This window comes from Agrobacterium vacciniicorymbosi, assembly GCF_040427045.1.
GTDB lineage: Bacteria > Pseudomonadota > Alphaproteobacteria > Rhizobiales > Rhizobiaceae > Agrobacterium.
The window spans coordinates 104,075-124,132 of the sequence record NZ_JBETMF010000009.1 but is presented as its reverse complement, the minus strand read 5'-3'; the positions used below and the strand labels follow the sequence as shown (position 1 = coordinate 124,132).

Here is a 20,058-nt window from a genome sequence, read left to right as displayed (position 1 = left end):
AATAAGGATTTACTGTGGCAAGGCAGAAAAAACGATTACCAAAGCCAACTTCAGGGGAACCTTTTTCTGAAAAACGCGTTTAAACGCCACGAAATTTCGGCAGCGCCGAGATCAGCCGGTGCAGCGTATCGATGGTGGAAAAGTCCGCGATACCATCCACCAGAGCGGGCCGGAAATGGCGCTGAAAGGCAGCTACCGCGCCTTCGGTCTTCTCGCAATAACTGCCTGTTATTTCAACGCCGTATCCATAGAGAGACAGCATGGATTGCAGGGCCTCCACCGGCTGACCGCTATCGCCGCGTTGAAAGAAACGACCGCCGCCGATGGGCGCAGGCGCCACCCAGTGCCCGATACCCTTCTGCGACAGGATGTCCCACGGGAATTTTTCGCCCGGATCGATCTTTCTGATGGGTGCAATATCGGAGTGCCCAAGCACCCGCTCCGGCGCGATGGACCAGCGCGCGCCGCAATCGCGACACAATTCGATGACCGCGTTAATCTGGGGTTCAGGAAACTCCGGCAGGCCTGCAGGGTGGCCCTGATTGGCGATCTCGATGCCAACAGAGCGGGAGTTGATGTCGTCAGCGCCATTCCAGGCGCTTTTGCCCGCATGCCAAGCCCGGCGGCTTTCCGGCACCATCTGCACCACGCGCCCGTCTTCATAAACGAAGTAGTGGCTGGAAACCTGGCTCTCAGGGTTACACAGCCAGGCAAGCGCGCCATCCGCGCTCTGCATGCCGGTGTAATGAAGAATGATCATGTCGGGCGCGCTAACATCGACCCTTTCGCCATGGTTGGGCGAAGGCACAACGGAAGCGCCCGCATAATCCGCTGTAAACTCACTCATGCGACGCGGCGTTCTTTCTCGATTGCCGCATAGGCGGCGTTGAGTGCCGCCATACGCTCATTCGCAGCCGCATGCAATTCCATGGGAACGCCACGTGCAATGAGCTTGTCCGGGTGGTGTTCCGCCACCAGCGAGCGATAACGCTTGCGAATATCCAGAAAATCGTCGGCTGGCGAAACACCCAGCACACGGTAGGGATCGCGTCCTTCCATATGCACGTGCCGCGCCATGATCATCTCGAAATGATCTTCGGTGATTCTGAAAATCTCTGCGATGCGTCCCAAAAACGCCAGTTCGCGCTCGTGAATCAGCCCGTCGGCCTTGGCGATGTGGAACAGACCGTCGATGACGCTTTCCAGCATTTCGCAGTTCTGATCACCGGAACCGCAGAGGCCCGCCAACCGCTCCGCATAGGCCTCGTAACCGGCAACGTCCTGACGCGCCAGATTATAGAGCCGCGCGACGTTTCTGGCTTCTTCCTCGGGAAAATCGAATATCTGGCGAAACGCCTTCACTTCGGCATCGTTCACCATGCCATCAGCCTTCGCCATCTTGGCGGAAAGAGCGATGATTGCGACGGAGAAAGAGACCTGACGACGGGTTTCCGGGTCGCCTTCAAAGACGGTGCGAACCGCCTCGATAACACGGCCAAGCACGTTACCTGCTGCATCGCCGATTGCGCCGAGCAGCCGTTCCCACAAAGATGAAAGTTGCAAACAGGCGAAATCGTACATCATGCCTCCCAGCATACGGCCCCTACGGTTGATTGCAATATGCATAAAGGTCGCATGTCATTAACTTTTCTTCATCTTGAGATCATATCGGCTGACATTGATTTCTAATACGCTCCGTGGTGCAAATCGGTTTTCCACAGGTCGGCATTATCGTCGCGGCTGCGGTATCAATTGAAACGATTATATCGGCTAACTCATTCAATCGCTTTGAAATTCCGCGATTTTCTTGAGAAATTCACTTTACATGCCACATTCTCTCACGCATCCATTTGCCACACCTTATCTCTGCAATGAACACGAAGGAGAGCCACGATGGCTAAACAGAAAGTCGCAATGTTGACCGCAGGCGGTCTCGCGCCCTGCCTCTCTTCCGCCGTGGGCGGACTGATCGAACGCTACAGCGACATTGCACCAGACATCGACATCGTGGCTTACCGCTCCGGTTATCAGGGCGTTCTTTTGGGTGACAGCATCCAGATCACCAAGGACATGCGCGAAAAAGCGCCTCTCCTGCACCGCTACGGTGGTTCGCCCATCGGCAACAGCCGCGTGAAGCTGACCAACGCCGCAGACTGTGCCAAACGCGGCCTCGTCAAGGAAGGCCAAAATCCCTTGGCCGTGGCAGCAGACCGTTTGGCAAAAGACGGCGTAACGATTCTCCACACCATCGGCGGCGATGACACCAACACCACGGCAGCAGATCTAGCCGCCTATCTCGGCGCCAACGGCTACAACCTCACCGTCGTCGGCCTGCCAAAGACGGTCGATAACGACGTCGTGCCGATCAAGCAGTCGCTCGGCGCATGGACAGCCGCCGAAGTCGGCGCGAATTTCTTCGACAATGTCAGCAACGAGCAGAGTGCTGCGCCCAAGACCTTCGTCATCCACGAAGTCATGGGCCGTCACTGCGGCTGGCTGACGGCAGCCACAGCCCGCGCTTACATTCAGAAGACCAAGGGCAATGAATATGTCGAAGGCCTCCTGATGGGAGAGCAGCTAAAGAGCATCGATGGCCTCTATCTGCCGGAAATGGCCTTCGACATTCAGGCCGAAGCAGAACGGCTGAAGAAGATCATGGACAAGACCGGCTTCGTCACCCTCTTCGTTTCCGAAGGTGCGGGCCTCGATTCCATCGTTGCCGAGCGTGAAGCCGCAGGCGACACCGTCAAGCGCGACGCCTTCGGTCACGTCAAGATCGACACGATCAATGTCGGCGGGTGGTTCCAGAAGCAGTTTGCGGGCCTCATCGGCGCGGAGCGGACCATGGTGCAGAAATCCGGCTACTACGCCCGCTCCGCCCCGGCCAATGGCGAAGACCTTCGCCTCATCCAGAGCATGGTCGATCTGGCCGTGGAAAGCGCCCTGAACAAGGTTTCCGGCGTGACCGGTCATGATGAAGACCAGGGTGGCAAGCTGCGCACCATTGAATTCCCGCGCATCAAGGGCGGCAAGCATTTTGATTTGTCGGCAAAGTGGTTCGGTGAGGTCATGGACCACATCGGCCAGCCCTATAAGGCTGCGTGATTATTCGCAAAAGCGCTTCTTTATGCCGCATTATGTGGTTACGCTAAAATACTGTGGCGTAAACACACCGCTCTCGACGTTATGAACTTTCAGCCCAGAAATCCGTTTCGGTTTCTGGGCCGATGTTGTAGGTTAAAAGAAAATGACGTCGGGGAGGGCAAGGAGGAAAGCATATGTCCGCACAAGTCTGGCTGGTCTTTTGTGCAGCCTGTGCCATTCTTTTCGCGCTGCCCTCGCCCATTTCCTATAAAGTCGCGAGCTATGCCGCCATACGCGGAAAGCGCGCGCTGATTGCTGCCGTAACCGGCGCCACCATCGGCATCGTCACCACCATCACAGCCGCATCTATTCTGGTTGCTGGCGCGGAATTTCTCCCCTCAACCGTTCTCGATATCGTTCAATGGGCCGGAACCGGCTGGCTGATGCTGTTCAGCCTGTGGACCATTGCGACGCCTGCGGCACGCGAGGCCAATGCCGATAACGACAATCTGCGCGGCAAGAGCTTCGGCACCATTTTTACCGATTGCTTCGTGCTTGCCGCCCTTCGCCTGCGCTATTTCGGCTTCTTCGTTGCCTTCATCGTACAATTCGTCAACGGCACCCGCGACGTCGTTGAAATGGTGTCGCAAATGCAGGCGGTCGCGCTGCTGATTGCCTTTGCCTGCCTGACGATTCAGGCCTCGTTTGCCCGCCTGACAATCCGCTCCGTGCGGCGCATGTCGGTCACCAAAAAGCTGCGTAATCCCAAGAGAACGCACTTCATAGCGGGCCGCGCCGTGACCGCCGGATATCGCCGGATCGCTGCTTAAGCAATTGCTGTTCAGTCGCCGCTTGCCGGAATCCTTACGATAGGTTAATGATCGCCGGATAGGGACTGCCTGCTTCGCTTGAAACGGGGGTATCAAGCGACAGGCGCACTCAAGGGCGGCAGCATGAAAATTTCTGGCAGTTTACGCCGAAAATCGGCTCTACTTTTGTCGTCCACGGTGGGCATTGCGCTGACACTGGCAGGATGCACAAGTGTTGAAGTTGCATCCAAAGGCGATATTGCCCAGCCCAAAATAGCATCTGCCCCGGCCACGCCGGATAGCACCGCCGCCCAGACGGCAGCCACCACAACCACCGAAAAGACGCAGGAAACCGCAGCCGCCACTCCGGCAGGCGCGACCTCTACCCTGCCCGGCACGGCACCGGCCACCACACAAATCGCAGCCAATTCCGCAGCAGAAGCCCTGCCTTCAACCGCCGCCGTCAAGGGCGGTCGCGTTGCCCTTCCCCCAGCCTCGGAAATTGCCGCTGCGGCAGCAGCATCCGCCATCGACGCACAAATACAGCCGCAGGCCGCAACCCAGCAGGTTGCGCTCGCAGCGCCAGCGGCGGCAACGCCAGCAGTCGCCGCCGTCGCGCATCAGACAAGCACCGCTGCCACTCTTCCACAGGTCGTTGCGCTGAAGGGCGGCTTCCCGCCTGCGCCTGGCGCACCGGGCACGCCATCGGCAGCCCCCATACCGCTGACCGAAGAAATGATGAAGCAGCAGAGCGTCATCCCGGTTCCGAAACCGCAAGGCGCCATGCTCGCCTATGCTTCGGCCCCGCAAAATGCAGCGCTTGCCGCCATCAGCACCCGCGAGAGCCTGACAACTGCGCCGGACGCGCCCACAATGATGGGCCGTCAGCAGCTGAGCGGCCTCATCACCAAATACGCGACCATGTATAATGTGCCCGAAGATCTGGTGCACCGCGTGGTCATGCGTGAAAGCCGCTACAATCCCCGTGCCGTCAACGGCGGCCATTTCGGCCTCATGCAGATCAAACACGCCACCGCCCGCTCCATGGGCTTCGACGGCCCGGCGTCTGGCCTGTTCGATGCGGAAACCAATCTGAAATATGCCGTGAAGTACCTGCGCGGCGCCTGGCTGGTGGCCGACAACGACCGCGACAATGCCGTTCGGCTTTATGCTCGTGGATATTATTACGATGCCAAGCGCAAGGGCATGCTGCACGTTCTGCGGAAGTGACGGCGACTCGGTCTTTTCCACACTTTAAATGTCGGCACTTGCGGCCTACCCCCCTCTGCCCTGCCGGGCATCTCCCCCTCAAGGAGGGAGATCGAATCGTGGCGAGCTCTTGCCCATATTGAACGTTGAGGATGAGATGAGGTGCGCGCGCCCAGCCAATCTCCCCACCTGAGGGGGAGATGTCCGGCAGGACAGAGGGGGGTGAGCCAAGCCCTCCAACGTTTAACGAAGCATCCACACCCCGTCATCAAACTGTTGCGTCACAGCGCTAAACGCCTCTCAACCGAACGAGAGGTGGAATCATATGACGGGTGTCGCGCCGAAAACCGGTTTCAGCAAAAACGTAAAACTCAAAGCCGCGCTGCTGCAGCACAAGGCATTGTCCACCAGTGGCATGTCCGAGCGCCTGTTCGGCGTGCTGTTTTCCGGCCTTGTCTATCCGCAAATCTGGGAAGACCCGGCAGTGGATATGGAAGCCATGGAACTGCGGGATGATCATAGCATCGTCACCATCGGCTCGGGCGGCTGCAATGTGCTGGCCTATCTCTCGCGCAATCCGTCGCGCATTGATGTCGTGGATCTCAACCCGCATCACATCGCGCTCAACAAGCTGAAGCTCGCCGCCTTCCGCCACCTGCCTGCGCATGGCGATGTCGTGCGCCAGTTCGGCGTGGCCAATGTCCGCTCTAACAGCGATGGCTATGATCGTTTCATTGCGCCGAACCTCGACGCACAGACCCGCGCCTACTGGTCGAAGCGCACGCTGACCGGTCGCCGTCGCATTTCGGTCTTCAACCGCAATATCTATCGCACCGGCCTTCTGGGTCGCTTCATCGGCGCTGGCCATGTGCTGGCCCGCCTGCACGGCGTGAAGCTTCAGGACATGGCCAATGCCCGTTCCATGGACGAGCAGCGTCAGTTCTTCGATGAGAAGGTAGCACCGCTCTTCGACAAGCCAATGATCCGCTGGCTGACGAAGCGCAAAAGCTCGCTCTTCGGCCTCGGCATTCCACCGCGTCAGTATGACGAACTTGCAAGCCTTTCGGATGGCAATACCATCGCACCGGTTCTGCGCCAGCGTCTGGAAAAACTGGCCTGCGACTTCCCGCTGAAGGACAATTACTTCGCATGGCAGGCCTTCGCTCGCCGCTATCCGCAGGCGCAGGAAGGCAATCTGCCGGACTATCTGCGCGATGATTATTATCAGGCGATCCGCGAAAATGCCGCGCGCGTCCATGTCCACCACGCCACCTTCACCGAGCTGCTGGCCTCCAAGCCTGCCTCCTGCGTTGACCGTTACGTGCTGCTGGATGCGCAGGACTGGATGAGCGACACGCAGATCAACGAGCTGTGGTCGCAGATCAGCCGCACGGCGGCCCCGGATGCCCGTGTCATTTTCCGCACCGCTGCCGAAAAGAGCGTCATCGAGGGTCGTCTGTCACCGGATATCCGCGCGCAGTGGTCCTATCTGGCCGAGCGTTCGCAAGAGCTCAACGCCCGCGACCGTTCCGCCATCTATGGCGGTTTCCACATCTATCAGAGGGCGCAGGCATGAAGAGCATCGGCGACAATATCAGCCTTGGCGATATCAAGCACGCAAACCTGATGGACCGCATGTACCGCCACCAGCGGCACATCTATGACATCACCCGCAAATATTATCTGCTGGGCCGCGACACCACCATCGACAAGCTAGACGTGCCGCAAGGCGGCAACCTGCTGGAAGTCGGCTGTGGCACAGGCCGCAATCTTCTGCGCGCCTCGAAACTTTTCCCAACGGCAAAGCTCTACGGCCTCGATATTTCCGCCGAGATGCTGACGACGGCTGCCGAAAACTTCGGTGGCCACCGCGAACGCCCGGTACTGCGCGTCTCCGATGCCACCACCTTCCGGCTCAGTGAATTCGGCCGCGCCAACGGTTTCGACCGCATCATGATTTCCTATGCGGTTTCGATGATCCCCGAATGGGAAAAGGCCGTGGAACGCGCCGTACAGTCACTCGCCCCCGGCGGCTCGCTGCACATTGTCGATTTCGGCCAGCAGGAAGACTTGCCACGCTGGTTCCGCAACCTGCTTCAGGCATGGCTGACCAAGTTCCACGTCACACCGCGCGCCAATATGCGCTATGTGCTGGAAGCTCTGGCAGGCAGCCACAATGCGACGCTGGAGTTTGAGCCGATTGCGCGGGGATATGCGTGGCGTGCGGTGCTGACGCTGCCGAAGGGCTGAGGTCGAAACATAACACATGGCAGTGGTTGTGGTTTCCCCCCTCTGCCCTGCCGGGCATCTCCCCCACAAGGAGGGAGATTGGCTGGGCGAACAGGCGGCGCTTCAATTTCGACGACAGAGTTTGCCAAGAGCTCTCCGCGAGTCGATCTCCCCACCTGTGGGGGAGATGCCCGGCAGGGCAGAGGGGGGCTAGCCACACCCACTGCCGTGTGCTGATTCGACGTTACGCTGAGCAGCAGAATTTCCCGCCACCCATCTTGCCATAACGGCTTGTTTACCCTGTTATGGTAAACAGGAGATTACGGCGCTTCTCACCAAGCAGCCGGCGGGAAAATCATACGTTCTGGGATCATCATGCAGCGGCTACTTCCGGCTCTATTATCAACCATGCTCCTGTTGAGCGGCTGCACCTCCACCAGTTATGATTTTCTGGAAACCGCCTCCGTCGCCAAGCCCCGCTTCAAGGATAATGACCCACAGGATTTCGGCTCCCGGTCGCCGCACAAGCACGAGGTCCACGGTATCGACGTGTCCAAGTGGAATGGCGATATCGACTGGGCGACGGTGCGCAAATCCGGCGTTTCCTTCGCCTTCATCAAGGCCACCGAAGGCACGGACCGTATCGACACGCGCTTCGATGAATATTGGCGCGAAGCATCGGCGGCTGGCGTGCCGCACGCGCCCTACCATTTCTATTATTTCTGCGCGACGGCTGACGCGCAGGCGGACTGGTTCATTCGCAACGTGCCGAAGGAATCCATGAAGCTGCCGCCGGTTCTGGATGTGGAGTGGAACCCCGCTTCCCCCACCTGCAAGACACGGCCCGCGCCGGATGTGGTGCGCGCAGAAATGCAGCGCTTTCTCAGCCGCATCGAGACCTATTACGGCAAGCGCCCGATCATCTATACCAGCGTCGATTTCCACCGCGACAATCTGGTCGGCCAGTTCAAGACCTATCCGTTCTGGGTGCGCTCCGTCGCGGCCCATCCAACGGATATCTATAACGACCGGCAGTGGTCATTCTGGCAATATACCGGCACCGGCGTCATCCCCGGTATCAGCACGCCGACCGATATCAATGTCTTTGCCGGGTCAGAAAAGAACTGGCGCACATGGGTGGCCTCCACATCCAAGCCAAGAAGCTGATGATTGTGGCTTGATTTTTCCATCAGATACGGCAGATGTGCTGCGAAATAATCGCTTGGCGTTGGAAACAAACCGTCCGGTTACGCTTTTCCCACGTCTTGCCCACGCTTCTGCCAAAATCTTGGCGAACGCAGGGGCACCATTTCATTTGAGGAATTCGGATGTTCAGCTTCTCGCCACGCAGCTTCGCACTTGCTGCCAGCCTTTTCACATTGTCTTGCGGCTCCGCATTGGCCGTCCCCCTCGTTACCTCGCCGGATGACCCGAAGCAGGTCGCCTGCGGTGGCGATCTCAACACCTTCCTGCAAGGCGTAAAGACGGAAGCCATTGGCAAGGGCGTGCCCGCTGAAGCCGTAGACAAAGCGCTGGCTGGCGCACAGATCGACCAGAAGGTTCTGTCACGTGACCGTGCACAGGGCGTTTTCCGCCAGACCTTCCTCGAATTCTCCCAGCGCACCGTCAGCCAGGGTCGCCTTGATCTCGGTCGCAAGAAGCTTCAGGAATATTCCGCCGCCTTCAAGCGCGCGGACGATGAGTTCGGCGTACCAGCAGGCGTCATCGCCGCCTTCTGGGCCATGGAAACCGATTTCGGCGCCGTACAGGGCGATTTCAACACCCGCAACGCCCTCGTCACCCTCTCACATGACTGCCGCCGCCCGGAACTGTTTCGCCCACAACTGATCGCGTTGACTGAAATGGTGCAGCACGGCGATCTCGATCCGGCCACAAACACCGGCGCATGGGCAGGCGAAATCGGCCAGGTACAGATGCTGCCCAAGGACATCATCGCGTTCGGCGTGGATGGTGATGGCGATGGCCACGTCAACGTCAAGTCCAGCAGCCCGGATGCCATTCTGACGGCCGCAAAGTTCATCCAGCATCTCGGTTTTAAGAAGGGCGAGCCGTGGATTCAGGAAGTGTCCGTGCCGGAAAACTTGCCATGGGAAAAATCCGGTCTGGGCGGCACGCTGACGGCTGGTGAATGGTTCAACCTCGGCGTTGCCCCGCGCGATGGCAACAAGAACTTCTCCGCCCTGCCCGCCGCTCTCATTCTGCCGCAGGGCCGCAAGGGTCCGGCCTTCATCACCTACCCCAACTTCAACATCTATCTGGAATGGAACCAGTCCTTCATCTACACGACGTCCGCTGCCTATTTCGCAACCCGTTTCATGGGCGCCCCCGTCTACGCCAAGGGCAACCCGGAGCCCGGCCTTGACGATGCAGCCATGAAGGAACTTCAGACCAAGCTCGATGCCAAGACGCATGATGTCGGCAAGATCGACGGCATCCTCGGCTCCGGCACCCGCATCGCCGTCCAGCGCGAACAGCAGCGCCTCGGCCTGCCCGCCGATGGCTGGCCGACACGCGCCTTGCTGGACGCTCTCTAAGCCGTCCCATACGAAGATTCTCTCTGCAAACATCAAACGGCCGTGGCATTAACCACGGCCGTTTACTTTTTTTGCATTTCGCACCGACTTTTTCAGACTGTAATATAAGTTGTTTTTCAACACATTGGCGCCAAAGTCTCAGATATCATTGCCATTTTCGTGTGCACCGCATCATAAAATTCGCTTTTCAAGAGACACAAAACGGTCATAATGATTACTGTCAACGTAAAGGAGGCAGAGCATGGGACTTACAAATTCTCTTAATGCCTTAGCAGTCGGTGTGGCGTTTGCGTTTGTCGGAGTGATGCTTTTCATCTGACACGCATATTGCGTTATCGCGCACACCCAAAGAGTTGATCATCATAAGCCATTAAAAAAGCGCAGGTTTTTCGAAACCTGCGCTTTTTTCATTCTGATCGTCAGAATTCGAAATTGGCCTTACGCGGCTGATTTCCGCAGGGGGCGGTAGCCGACATTATCCAGCACTGCATTCACCAGCGGTGCGCGGTTCATCGTGTAGAGATGGAATTCGTTAACGCCGCGTCGTTGCAGGTCGAGAATCTGTTCAGCGGCAACATCTGCAGACACCTTGGCGCGTCCGACAGGGTCTTCATCGAAACCGGCAAAACGATCATCCAGAAAGGCCGGAACGCTGGTGCCGCAACGACCGGCAAAGCGCTTCAGCTGCGTGAGATTCTGGATCGGCATGATGCCCGGCACGACCGGAATGGTAATCCCTGCCTTAACGACGCGCTCCATATAACGCTCGAAAATGTCGTTATCGAAGAAGAACTGCGTCAGCGCGCGCGTAGCACCATTGTCGGCCTTGCGCTTCAGCATATCGATATCGATTGCATCGCTTTCGCTTTCCGGATGCTTCTCGGGATAGGCGGAAACGGAAATCTCGAAATCGGAAATCTCGCGCAGGCCACGCACCAAGGCGGCTGCATTCTCGTAACCTTCCGGATGCGGCTTGTAATCCGTACCGATGCCAGTGGATGGGTCGCCACGCAGCGCCACGAAATGCTTCACGCCAGCCTCGCGAAACTCCTCCACCACATCATGCACTTCCTGCTTGCTCGCATCCACGCAGGTCAGGTGCGATGCCGTTGGCAGTCCGGCAATGGAGATCATGCGCTGTACAGCTTGAAGCGTTGGAGCTTTCGTGGTGCCGCCTGCGCCATAGGTGACCGAAACGAAGTCCGGGTTCCAGCGCGAAAGCTCCTCGACAGTCTCCCAAAGCTGCACATCCATATCGGGGTTCTTGGGTGGAAAGAACTCGAAGGAGAGCTTGAAATTTCCGTTTGCGTGGCGATCTGCCTCAGTCTTCGTCATGTCATGCCCTCCCGGCGGAAAGAAGTGGTGCATCGATCGGCTCCTCGCCCGCAATCAGCAGACGTGGATCGCGCGCAACCCAGATTGTTACGTCGAGAGACTGGGCGGATGCCTTGCCGGAATGCAGATCGAACGCCTGCTCCGGTGTAAGGCCAGCCTTTTTCAGCCACTCTTCCATGGTTTGATGTGAAAAGCCAAGACGCACATGCGCATGGTCTTCGCGAAGATATTCCAGCGAATGCGGCGCCAGATCGATGATCACCAGGCGCCCATTGGGGCGCAGCATGCGCGCTGCTTCTGCAAGCGCCATTTCCGGGTGATCGAGGAAGTGCAGAACCTGATGCACCACGACAAGATCGAAATCCTGCCCTTCCAGCGGCAGGTTCAAGATATCGCCATGCCGCACGGAGGCGTGAGCAACACCGGCCTTATCCAGATTGGAGCGGGCAACGGAGAGCATATCGCGGCTGGCATCGATGCCGATTGCGCGGCGGTAGATGCCGCTGAAAAGCTGGAGAATACGGCCCGTGCCGGTGCCAAGGTCCAGCATGGAATCCACCGGCGTCGTGCCGATCAGTTTCAGCAGCGCGCTTTCCACTGCGTCATCGCTGACATGCAGGCGGCGAAGCTCGTCCCAGGCGGAAGCATTGCGGCTGAAATAATCCTGCGCCCGCTCGGCTCTCACCCGCTTGACGGCAGAAAGGCGCTCGAAATCCCGCAAAAGAACCGCATCATTGGGTGACGCGACAGAAAGAAGCTGTTTGACCAGCTCAGCAGACTTGCCATCCTGCTTCAAACGGAAGTATGCCCACGCACCTTCCTGATAACGGTCGATCAGGTCTTCCTCGGCCAAAAGCTTCAGATGGCGCGAAATACGTGGCTGTGACTGGCCCAGAATTTCCGTCAGGTCTGTCACCGTCAGGTCGCCTGCACCCAGCAGCGCAAGCAAACGAAACCGCGTCGTTTCACCCGCAGCCTTCAAAAGCCCCACCAGATTATCAAGCCCTAAAGCCAACACCACACCTCAAGCCAATCAACATATAAAGATATCTTTATACGATTGATGAGGAATTGCAAGAAGAGAGCATCCAACAGCGGTGGAAAATTAAGAGTTGGTGAATGCGTGAAGGCGCCGCTAGCATCACATCTCACTTCAGCAAAACCGCGCCCTTTCCCTCCGCCCCTAGCATGTCACCGGGGTTACGCAGAGGACAGTCTTTCACCGAAAGGCAGCCACATCCGATACAGCCTTCTAGATCGTCCCTCAGTTGCGTAAGCCTGTCGATCCGCCGTTGAAGCGTTGTGCGCCACGAGGCGGCAAGTCCTTTCCAGTCCTCTGCATTGGGCGCTCGCCCGTTGGGCAACAGAGACAATTCCCGCCGGATTTCCGAAAGCGGAATGCCCGCCTGCTGGGCAATCTTGATGACGGCAACCCGGCGCAACACCTCCCGCGGATACCGACGCTGGTTTCCGGCGTTGCGCGAAGCGGTCAGCAGACCCTTGGCTTCATAGAAGTGGATCGTGGAAACCGGCACGCCGCTGCGACTCGCCACCTCACCGACAGACAGTTCCCTATGAATATCCAATTTAACGCTCACGCCTCTTGACCTCAACCATAGTTGAGGTCCTATGAACCCTGTCAGCTCATCAATCAAGCGCCATTCAAGGCGTTTGTCACACCAACAGGAGTTGACCATGATCTCGATAAAAGGACTTTACGAGGCACATCTGACCGTTTCCAACCTCACGCGCTCAATCGAATTCTACCGCGATGTCGTCGGGCTCGAACTGGCCCACACCATTCCAGACCGAAACGTGGCCTTCTTCTGGGTCGGCGGGCCTGAAACATCCATGATCGGCCTCTGGTCGATCCACAGTTCGCCGCTACGTCTGAAACTGCATATCGCCTTCAAAACGACGCTCGACCAGGTCATCGCAGCGCCGGGCTATCTGCGCGGAAAGGGCATCATCCCCCGCAATGGCGCCGGTATCGAGATAACCGAACCCAGCGTCTTCCCGTGGATGCCGTCCGCAAACGTCTATTTCGACGACCCGGACGGACATCAGCTGGAATATATCTCAATCCTGCCAGAGCAAGCCCGGCCCGAAATTGCGGGAATGATGACGTTTTCGGAATGGGAACGGCTGGCAAAAGACTAAAGCCAACCGCAGAAAGCTCATGCGTCGTCAGACGGCCGGCGACGCATGAGTGCCCCTCAATTCAAATCCAGCCCCTCCTCAAGGATCGACGTCTGCACCGACGGGCGAGCTTTCACACGCTCGTACCAAGCCTGAAGGGCCTGCAATGCGTCGAATTGAATCGGCGCAGTGTAATAGGACTTCAGCCAGGGTGCCTGTCCCCAACCCGTCAGAGCAAAAAGGTAGGCGTCGGCGACGGTGAAGCTGTCGCCCATCAGAAACGGCTTATCGGCGAGATGATCGTTGATCCACGCAAAGCGCTTTTCCAGCTTTGGCTTTGCGGTCTTCAAATAATCCCCTGCCAACTGCGCATACAGCAACGGAATGAAGCCCTTATGGACCTCCGTTGAAAGGAAGCTCAACATCTCCTGGAGTTTGTACCGCTCGAATGTCCCATTGGCGGGCGCCAGACCCAGTTCGGGTTTCAGGTCCGAGAGATACTGAACGATAACAGTACCTTCCCGCAACACGTTGCCATCATCCAGTTCGAGAGCCGGAATGTAGCCATGCGGGTTGACGGTGTAAAAATTCTTGCCCTGCTCGGTCGTGTGGTCGCTATGATCGACTTTGATGAACTCGACATCGAGACCAAGTTCATTCGCGACGATGTGCGGCGAAAGCGAGCAGGCAGCAGGCATATAATACAGTTTCATATTGGAAAATTCTCCATGGATTTCACGATCCCCCTTGCGCTTGAAGAGGACGTGCCAACCCTGTAATTCATGCGGTATAAAAACGTAAGAACGCAAAAACTTGTCATCTAGGTACAAAAATTATACCTGGTATCATCGAGAGGCTCTTCAGATGAAAGACACCGTATCGGGCTGCTCCGTCGAAGAAGCCATGCATCTCCTCGGCGGGCGCTGGCGTCTGCTGATCGCGTCTTATCTTGTCGATGGGCAGAAGCGGTTTAACGAATTGCGCAGGCTGATGCCGGGCATTTCCCAACGCATGCTGACCCTTGATCTGCGCGCACTTGAAGAGGCAGGACTTGTCCAGCGCACCGTCTATCCCACAGTCCCCGTCAAAGTGGAGTATGCACTGACAGAGGATGGGAGACGAATGGAGAAAGTCGTGACCGTGGTTCAGGAATTTGGTTTGTGGCTGAAAGCGCGCAGGGCGGCTTGAAGGCTACGGTGCTATGTGGCTTTCGCAAAAGAGGCGGCTATCGCCGCCTCGTTGAATTTTCGCGCTTAAACTAAAAACGCTTCCCGTTCAGGCACCACGGCCAGCGCCGTGTTGCCTTGTGGTATCGGGAACGCTGCGGGCCAGCCGCAGCGCGCACGGCTGGTTAAGCTGCCCACCGTCCAGATGACGCAGCCCGCCGTCCACTCTCCTGTCCCAACTGGAAGTTTGACAGCAGGTCGTTCAGGTTGGCGCTTTCCTGTGCCAGTGAAGCACCCGCTGCATTCATCTCTTCCACCATCGCCGCATTCTGCTGCGTGGCCTGGTCCATGTGGTTGACGGCGGTGTTGACTTCGGCAAGTCCAACGGACTGCTCCTGCGCAGCCGTGGCAATCGCTTCCATGTGAACATTGACCGATTGTACCAGTTCGGCAATCTCGCCCAGTCCTGTTCCGGTATCGCTGACGAGACGAACGCCCTCACCCACGGCGATTGCCGAATTACCGATCAGTTCCTTGATCTCCTTGGCCGCCTTGGCAGACCGTTGCGCTAGTTCGCGCACTTCCTGCGCAACCACCGCAAAGCCCTTGCCAGCCTCGCCCGCACGTGCAGCTTCCACACCGGCATTCAACGCCAGCAAGTTCGTCTGGAAGGCAATTTCATCGATGACGCCGATGATCTGGCCGATCTGTTTGGAGGAGTCTTCGATCTTCTCCATCGCCGCAACTGCATTGCGCACCACGTCGCTGGAGTTGCTGGCTTTTTCGCGTGCAGTCCGCACCACGCCACGCGCTTCTGCGGAACGCTTGGAGGTGGACGTCACATTTGCGGTGATCTGCTCCAGCGCCGCTGCGGTTTCTTCCAGTGATGCCGCCTGCTGTTCCGTGCGCTTGGCCAGATCGTCCGAAGCGGAGGAGATTTCATGCGAACCGCTGGTTACGGTAGAGACCGACTGGCCAACGCTTGATAGCGTTTCGCGCAATTGACGCACGGAGCTGTTGAAATCCTGACGCAGCGCTTCAAACTGCGACGTCAGAGGCTCGTTTAGCTCGCAGAGCAGGTCGCCCGCAGCAAGACGCTTCATGCTGACGGCGAAGGTGCTGGTCGCCTGCACAAGCCGTGCTTCAGCTTCGGCTTCGGCAGTGCGCTGTGTCGCCACGCGTTCCTCTTCCGAGCGCTGACGGTTGATTTCCGTCTCGGCTTCCAGCTGTTTGTTTCGAATGGCAGCCAGTCGGAACACCTCGACGGAGCCTGCCATCTTTCCAATTTCATCCTTGCGATCGGCAAATGGAACGTCGAGCGCCGTGTTGCCACCGGCCAGATCGTTCATTGTGGACGTCAACGCACCAATCGGACCCGCAACCCGGCGCACGACGATCAGCATTCCGGCGACGGCGACGATGGCAGTGACCAACAGCAAGGCGCCATAGAAGACAACATCGGAGAAAGCGGAATTCGCCAGCGTGTTGGCTTTGTCATTGACCAGTTTCAGCGACAGGACGACAACTGCGGCAATCGGAGCCTGAGATTTTGAACTCGGTGTGATCCACGCATCGAGCGAAACGTCCAGCGCCTGCCCATTCGTGGCCGCCTTGAACATATCGGCTCGCATTTGAGAGACAGAGCTGTTGAAATAACCCGATTCAGCAGCGGACATAGCCTGTTTCAGCTCATCCGGCGTCGAAGGATGATCGATGAGAACGCGAACCTGTTTCCATGCCGCATTAACGGAGGTGTCCTGGGCTACCAGATCGACAATTTCATCGCGTGAAAGCGGCGTCTTCAGCGCAGCAGCCTTGTTCAGAACAATGTTCTCAGCACCCGCAGCAGCACGTGCAGCCCATGCGTTGTAACGGATCTGAAGAAGGTCCATCAAGCTGCTGTCCAACAGACGAATTTTCGCTTCGGTATATTGCGAGCTCTTTTCAAGATGCTCGAGAACGCCGCTTCCGAAACTCAACTGCTTCGCGTTGACGTCCTTGTCACGGCTCTGCATATCCATCGCCAACTGCGTATCGATCGCCTGCCTCATGGAGACGATTGTATCGTAGTTGGTCTTTATCTTGTTCAGCATATCGGTGAAGTCAGGCTTGTTCACAGCCACGATCGATTCCGTAATCGCCTTCATCGCATCGTCGACCTTCTGGCGATCGACCGGAATCTCCTTCTGGGTCGAGGCAGCTTTTTCCGGCACCGTGATGAAAACGGTGTTCGAATGCCCGCGCTCCAGACGATAGTTCAACAGGAAGTCGAACAAAGCTTTGTCCACTGCCGTCAATGCAGCAACATCGCGGAAGTTACTGAAATTGTTATATGAAACGTAAAGCGACCGAGTAACCATGCCGCCAAGCGCTACACTTATGACAAGAAACACGGTGACAAGAATATTTCTGATGGAAAACATTGCGACCCCTACACCCCCTCTAGGAAACTAATCGCAATCTCTCAAATCGAATATAAGAACGTGTTAAAATCATTATCCCCAAGAAGATAATTTTGAAAATTCTCCCTTCACTTCGCTCTCAAAATAATGCGCGACTAAAAAAGAGAAAGCCGCTGGGCAATGACTGCACAGCGGCTTTTGACTTTTGTTATTTCTGAAGCAGATTACCGCGTCAGACGCTTGTAGGACTGGCTACCGGGGTTGAGCGCGTCAGCGCCCAGACGGCGGACCTTGTCCTGTTCGTAGTCTTCGAAGTTGCCTTCGAACCATTCCACATGGCCGTCGCCTTCGAAGGCGAGGATGTGGGTGGCAAGGCGGTCGAGGAACATTCTATCGTGGCTGATGATGATGGCGCAGCCGGCGAAGTTTTCGAGGGCTGTTTCCAGCGCGCCGAGTGTTTCCGTATCAAGGTCGTTGGTCGGTTCGTCGAGAAGGAGAACGTTACCGCCGGCCTTCAGCATCTTCGCAAGGTGAACGCGGTTGCGCTGACCACCGGAAAGGTTGCCCACCTTCTGCTGCTGGTCGCCACCCTTGAAGTTGAAGGCGCCGCAGTAAGCTCTTGAGTTCATATCGAACTTGCCGAGCTTGATGACTTCGGCACCGCCGGAAATTTCTTCCCAGACGGTCTTGTCGGCTGCAAGCGCATCGCGGCTCTGGTCGACGTAGCCAAGCTGCACGGTTTCACCGATGCGAACCGAACCGCTATCGGGCTTTTCCTGACCGGTGATCATCTTGAACAGCGTCGTCTTACCGGCACCGTTGGGGCCGATGATGCCGACGATACCGCCCGGCGGCAGCTTGATCGACAGATCGTTGATCAGCGTGCGGCCTTCAAAGCCCTTGACGATGCCTTCCATCTCGATAACCACCTGACCCAGGCGCTCCGAAACCGGAATGATAATCTGCGCGTCGCCGGGACGCTGTTTGTCGGCGGCATCCACCAGTTGCTCGTAGGACTTGATACGGGCCTTGGACTTGGCCTGACGTGCCTTCGGGCTGGATGCGATCCATTCCTGTTCACGCGAAATCGCCTTCTGGCGGCCTGCATCTTCGCGGGCTTCCTGCTGCATACGCTTGGCTTTCGCCGTCAGGTAAGCAGAGTAATTGCCCTCGTAAGGAATGCCACGACCACGGTCGAGTTCGAGAATCCAGCCTGTGACGTTATCCAGGAAGTATCTATCGTGGGTAATCATCATCACGGCGCCGGGGTAATCGCGCAGGTGCTTTTCCAGCCACGCAATGGTTTCGGCGTCAAGGTGGTTGGTCGGTTCGTCGAGCAGCAGCAGGTCCGGCTGCGATAGAAGCAAACGGCAGAGCGCAATACGGCGGCGCTCACCACCGGACAGCAGCGTTACGTCGCTATCCTTTGGCGGGCAGCGCAGGGCTTCCATGGCCATTTCGACCTGCTGTTCCAGATCCCAGAGGTTCTGGCTGTCGATGATGTCCTGAAGCTTCGCGCCTTCATCGGCGGTCTCATCGGAATAGTTCATCATCAGTTCGTTGTAGCGGTCGAGAACGGCAGTCTTGTCGGCCACGCCAACCATGACGTTTTCAAATGCGTTCTTGGCCGGGTCCAGATGTGGTTCCTGCTCCAGATAACCAACGGTCGCACCTTCGGCCAGCCAGGCTTCACCGGTGAAATCCTTGTCCTGACCGGCAATGATGCGCAGCACGGTCGACTTACCCGCACCGTTGGGGCCGAGAATACCGATCTTGGCATCCGGGTAGAACGACAGGTTGACGTTCTCGAGAATCTTCTTTGCGCCGTAAGACTTGTTCAGCCCCGACATGTGGTAGATGAATTGGCGTGCCATTGTAGCGAATGCTCCACGTCAGTTTGGGAAAGTTGCCGCTATGTAGGGTAAATGAGGCTTTGGAGCAACCTCCAACCAAGAATAAGCAAGCGCCGGAGACGGGAATGGACGATATGATGTTTGGCGAAATCAACCGGCTGGAAAGCCCTTCCGGCGCAACCCTCGCCTACCGGCATCAACCCGCCACCGGCACGCCCCGTGGCATATTGATGATCTGCCACGGTCTAGTCGAGCATGCCGGGCGCTATCGCCGTTTCGCCGAGGTCATGTCGAAACAGGGTTTCGAGGTCTACGCCCACGACCATCGCGGCCACGGTCGCACGAAAGCGGATGAGGCCCCCATCGGGCGCTTTGCCTGGAAGGAGGGCGTGACCAAGGTCATCACCGATGTCATGGCAATGCGCACGCTGGTTGCCGAACGCCACCCCGGCCTGCCCATCATCCTCTTCGGCCACTCCATGGGCGGCCTCATCGCGCTCAACACAGCCGTCAGCAATCCCGGCAGCTTCGATGCCCTGTCGATCTGGAACTCCAACCTCAACACTGGCATCATGGGGCGCTTGGCGCAGGTCATTCTCAGAATAGAGAAAATGCTGAAAGGCTCGGATGTCCCCAGCGCCATCCTGCCCAAGACGACCTTCCGTATCTGGAACAGCAAGATGCCGGAAAAGCGCACCACGGCAGACTGGCTAAGCCACGACAAGGCTGCGGTCGATGCTTATGTCAACGATCCGCTCTGCCAGTTCGAAGCCAGCGTGTCGTTATGGCAGGACGTCTTCGAAATGTCCTATCGCGGCCCGAAACTCCTGTCGCGCCTGCCCAAAGACCTGCCCATCCTGCTCGTCAGCGGCAACGAAGACGCCGCCACCAACAATGGCCGCGAAATTGTCTGGCTGGCCCAGCAGTTCCGCAACGCAGGGTTCACTGCGGTCGAAGACCACATCTACCCCAACATGCGCCACGAAACCCTGCACGAAATCGGCTGGGAAGTTCCGGCAGCGGATTTTGCAGAATGGGCGAGGAAGGTGACGACGCTATAGTCCCCTCTTCCGTCACGCCGCATCCGGACAGCAGGTTCCAGCCGCAACGCTCCCGCCTTCCGTCATTCCGGCCCTGAGCCGGAATCCAGTCACCCCAAGTCTTTGGGGTGACAGACTCTTACGCCGCGCAGACGCGCGTCTACTGGGCCCCGGATCAAGTCCGGGGTGACGGAGCCCGAAACTGAAATCTGAGTGCAATATTGCGCACGATGGGCT

The 20,058-nt window shown here is 57.6% G+C and carries 18 protein-coding genes; 10 read left to right on the top strand and 8 right to left on the bottom strand.

Translation table 11 applies throughout. From position 1 onward, the window contains the following. Nucleotides 1-79: 79 nt before the first annotated feature. Nucleotides 80-847 carry an N-acetylmuramoyl-L-alanine amidase gene (locus ABUK73_RS15440; RefSeq protein WP_353578062.1) on the bottom strand — a complete coding sequence of 256 codons (768 nt, stop codon included), beginning with the start codon at nucleotides 845-847 and terminating at the stop codon, nucleotides 80-82. Further along, nucleotides 844-1,584, bottom strand: coding sequence for a TerB family tellurite resistance protein (locus ABUK73_RS15435; protein WP_162727931.1), 741 nt, complete (start codon nucleotides 1,582-1,584; stop codon nucleotides 844-846). Before ABUK73_RS15435 ends, ABUK73_RS15440 begins: the two co-directional genes overlap by 4 nt. A 309-nt stretch (nucleotides 1,585-1,893) precedes the next feature. On the opposite strand from ABUK73_RS15435, the gene ABUK73_RS15430 reads away from it, so the two are divergent. From ABUK73_RS15430 to ABUK73_RS15400, 7 genes are all read left to right on the top strand, one after another. Beyond that, complete coding sequence (locus tag ABUK73_RS15430; RefSeq protein ID WP_353578061.1) at nucleotides 1,894-3,105, top strand: pyrophosphate--fructose-6-phosphate 1-phosphotransferase; 1,212 nt, start codon at nucleotides 1,894-1,896, stop codon at nucleotides 3,103-3,105. A gap of 173 nt (nucleotides 3,106-3,278) precedes the next feature. Further along, on the top strand, nucleotides 3,279-3,914 hold the full coding sequence (locus tag ABUK73_RS15425; protein ID WP_353578060.1) for a LysE family translocator: 636 nt from the start codon (nucleotides 3,279-3,281) through the stop codon (nucleotides 3,912-3,914). A gap of 123 nt (nucleotides 3,915-4,037) precedes the next feature. Beyond that, nucleotides 4,038-5,123, top strand: coding sequence for a lytic transglycosylase domain-containing protein (locus ABUK73_RS15420; protein WP_353578059.1), 1,086 nt, complete (start codon nucleotides 4,038-4,040; stop codon nucleotides 5,121-5,123). Between the two features lie 304 nt (nucleotides 5,124-5,427). Beyond that, nucleotides 5,428-6,678 carry a DUF3419 family protein gene (locus ABUK73_RS15415; protein WP_353578058.1) on the top strand — a complete coding sequence of 417 codons (1,251 nt, stop codon included), beginning with the start codon at nucleotides 5,428-5,430 and terminating at the stop codon, nucleotides 6,676-6,678. Continuing rightward, a complete protein-coding gene (locus ABUK73_RS15410) occupies nucleotides 6,675-7,352 on the top strand; it encodes a class I SAM-dependent methyltransferase (protein ID WP_353578057.1) in 678 nt (225 codons plus the stop codon). The genes ABUK73_RS15415 and ABUK73_RS15410 overlap by 4 nt, the downstream gene beginning before the upstream one ends. A 354-nt stretch (nucleotides 7,353-7,706) precedes the next feature. Further along, the gene (locus ABUK73_RS15405) at nucleotides 7,707-8,498 is read left to right on the top strand and encodes a glycoside hydrolase family 25 protein (RefSeq protein ID WP_353578056.1); all 792 of its coding nucleotides are present in this window, start codon (nucleotides 7,707-7,709) and stop codon (nucleotides 8,496-8,498) included. Nucleotides 8,499-8,659: 161 nt separating this feature from the next. Beyond that, the gene (locus ABUK73_RS15400) at nucleotides 8,660-9,886 is read left to right on the top strand and encodes a lytic murein transglycosylase (protein WP_353578055.1); all 1,227 of its coding nucleotides are present in this window, start codon (nucleotides 8,660-8,662) and stop codon (nucleotides 9,884-9,886) included. Between the two features lie 438 nt (nucleotides 9,887-10,324). On the opposite strand, the gene metF is transcribed toward ABUK73_RS15400, so the two are convergent. From metF to soxR, 3 genes are all read right to left on the bottom strand, one after another. Beyond that, entirely contained in the window at nucleotides 10,325-11,221 is an 897-nt protein-coding gene (gene metF / locus ABUK73_RS15395; protein WP_353578054.1) for a methylenetetrahydrofolate reductase [NAD(P)H], read from the bottom strand. 1 nt (nucleotide 11,222) lies between these two features. Beyond that, nucleotides 11,223-12,236: an ArsR/SmtB family transcription factor gene (locus ABUK73_RS15390; protein ID WP_353578053.1), complete on the bottom strand. Its 1,014-nt coding sequence runs from the start codon at nucleotides 12,234-12,236 to the stop codon at nucleotides 11,223-11,225. Between the two features lie 133 nt (nucleotides 12,237-12,369). Then, nucleotides 12,370-12,807, bottom strand: a complete 438-nt coding sequence (gene soxR / locus ABUK73_RS15385; protein WP_353578052.1) for a redox-sensitive transcriptional activator SoxR — start codon at nucleotides 12,805-12,807, stop codon at nucleotides 12,370-12,372. Nucleotides 12,808-12,916: 109 nt separating this feature from the next. Between soxR and ABUK73_RS15380 the strand changes: the two genes are divergently transcribed. After that, nucleotides 12,917-13,381: a VOC family protein gene (locus ABUK73_RS15380; protein ID WP_353578051.1), complete on the top strand. Its 465-nt coding sequence runs from the start codon at nucleotides 12,917-12,919 to the stop codon at nucleotides 13,379-13,381. Between the two features lie 56 nt (nucleotides 13,382-13,437). Here ABUK73_RS15380 and gstA read toward each other — a convergent pair whose 3' ends face one another. Beyond that, a complete protein-coding gene (gene gstA, locus ABUK73_RS15375) occupies nucleotides 13,438-14,073 on the bottom strand; it encodes a glutathione transferase GstA (RefSeq protein WP_353578050.1) in 636 nt (211 codons plus the stop codon). A 151-nt stretch (nucleotides 14,074-14,224) separates the two neighbouring features. Between gstA and ABUK73_RS15370 the strand changes: the two genes are divergently transcribed. Beyond that, a complete protein-coding gene (locus tag ABUK73_RS15370; protein WP_353578049.1) occupies nucleotides 14,225-14,548 on the top strand; it encodes a winged helix-turn-helix transcriptional regulator in 324 nt (107 codons plus the stop codon). 163 nt (nucleotides 14,549-14,711) lie between these two features. On the opposite strand, the gene ABUK73_RS15365 is transcribed toward ABUK73_RS15370, so the two are convergent. After that, on the bottom strand, nucleotides 14,712-16,949 hold the full coding sequence (locus ABUK73_RS15365; RefSeq protein ID WP_353578048.1) for a methyl-accepting chemotaxis protein: 2,238 nt from the start codon (nucleotides 16,947-16,949) through the stop codon (nucleotides 14,712-14,714). 203 nt (nucleotides 16,950-17,152) lie between these two features. Further along, the gene (gene ettA / locus ABUK73_RS15360; RefSeq protein WP_353578047.1) at nucleotides 17,153-18,802 is read right to left on the bottom strand and encodes an energy-dependent translational throttle protein EttA; all 1,650 of its coding nucleotides are present in this window, start codon (nucleotides 18,800-18,802) and stop codon (nucleotides 17,153-17,155) included. Nucleotides 18,803-18,906: 104 nt separating this feature from the next. Between ettA and ABUK73_RS15355 the strand changes: the two genes are divergently transcribed. After that, nucleotides 18,907-19,842, top strand: a complete 936-nt coding sequence (locus ABUK73_RS15355; RefSeq protein ID WP_353578046.1) for an alpha/beta hydrolase — start codon at nucleotides 18,907-18,909, stop codon at nucleotides 19,840-19,842. The last annotated feature ends 216 nt before the right edge of the window (nucleotides 19,843-20,058 follow it).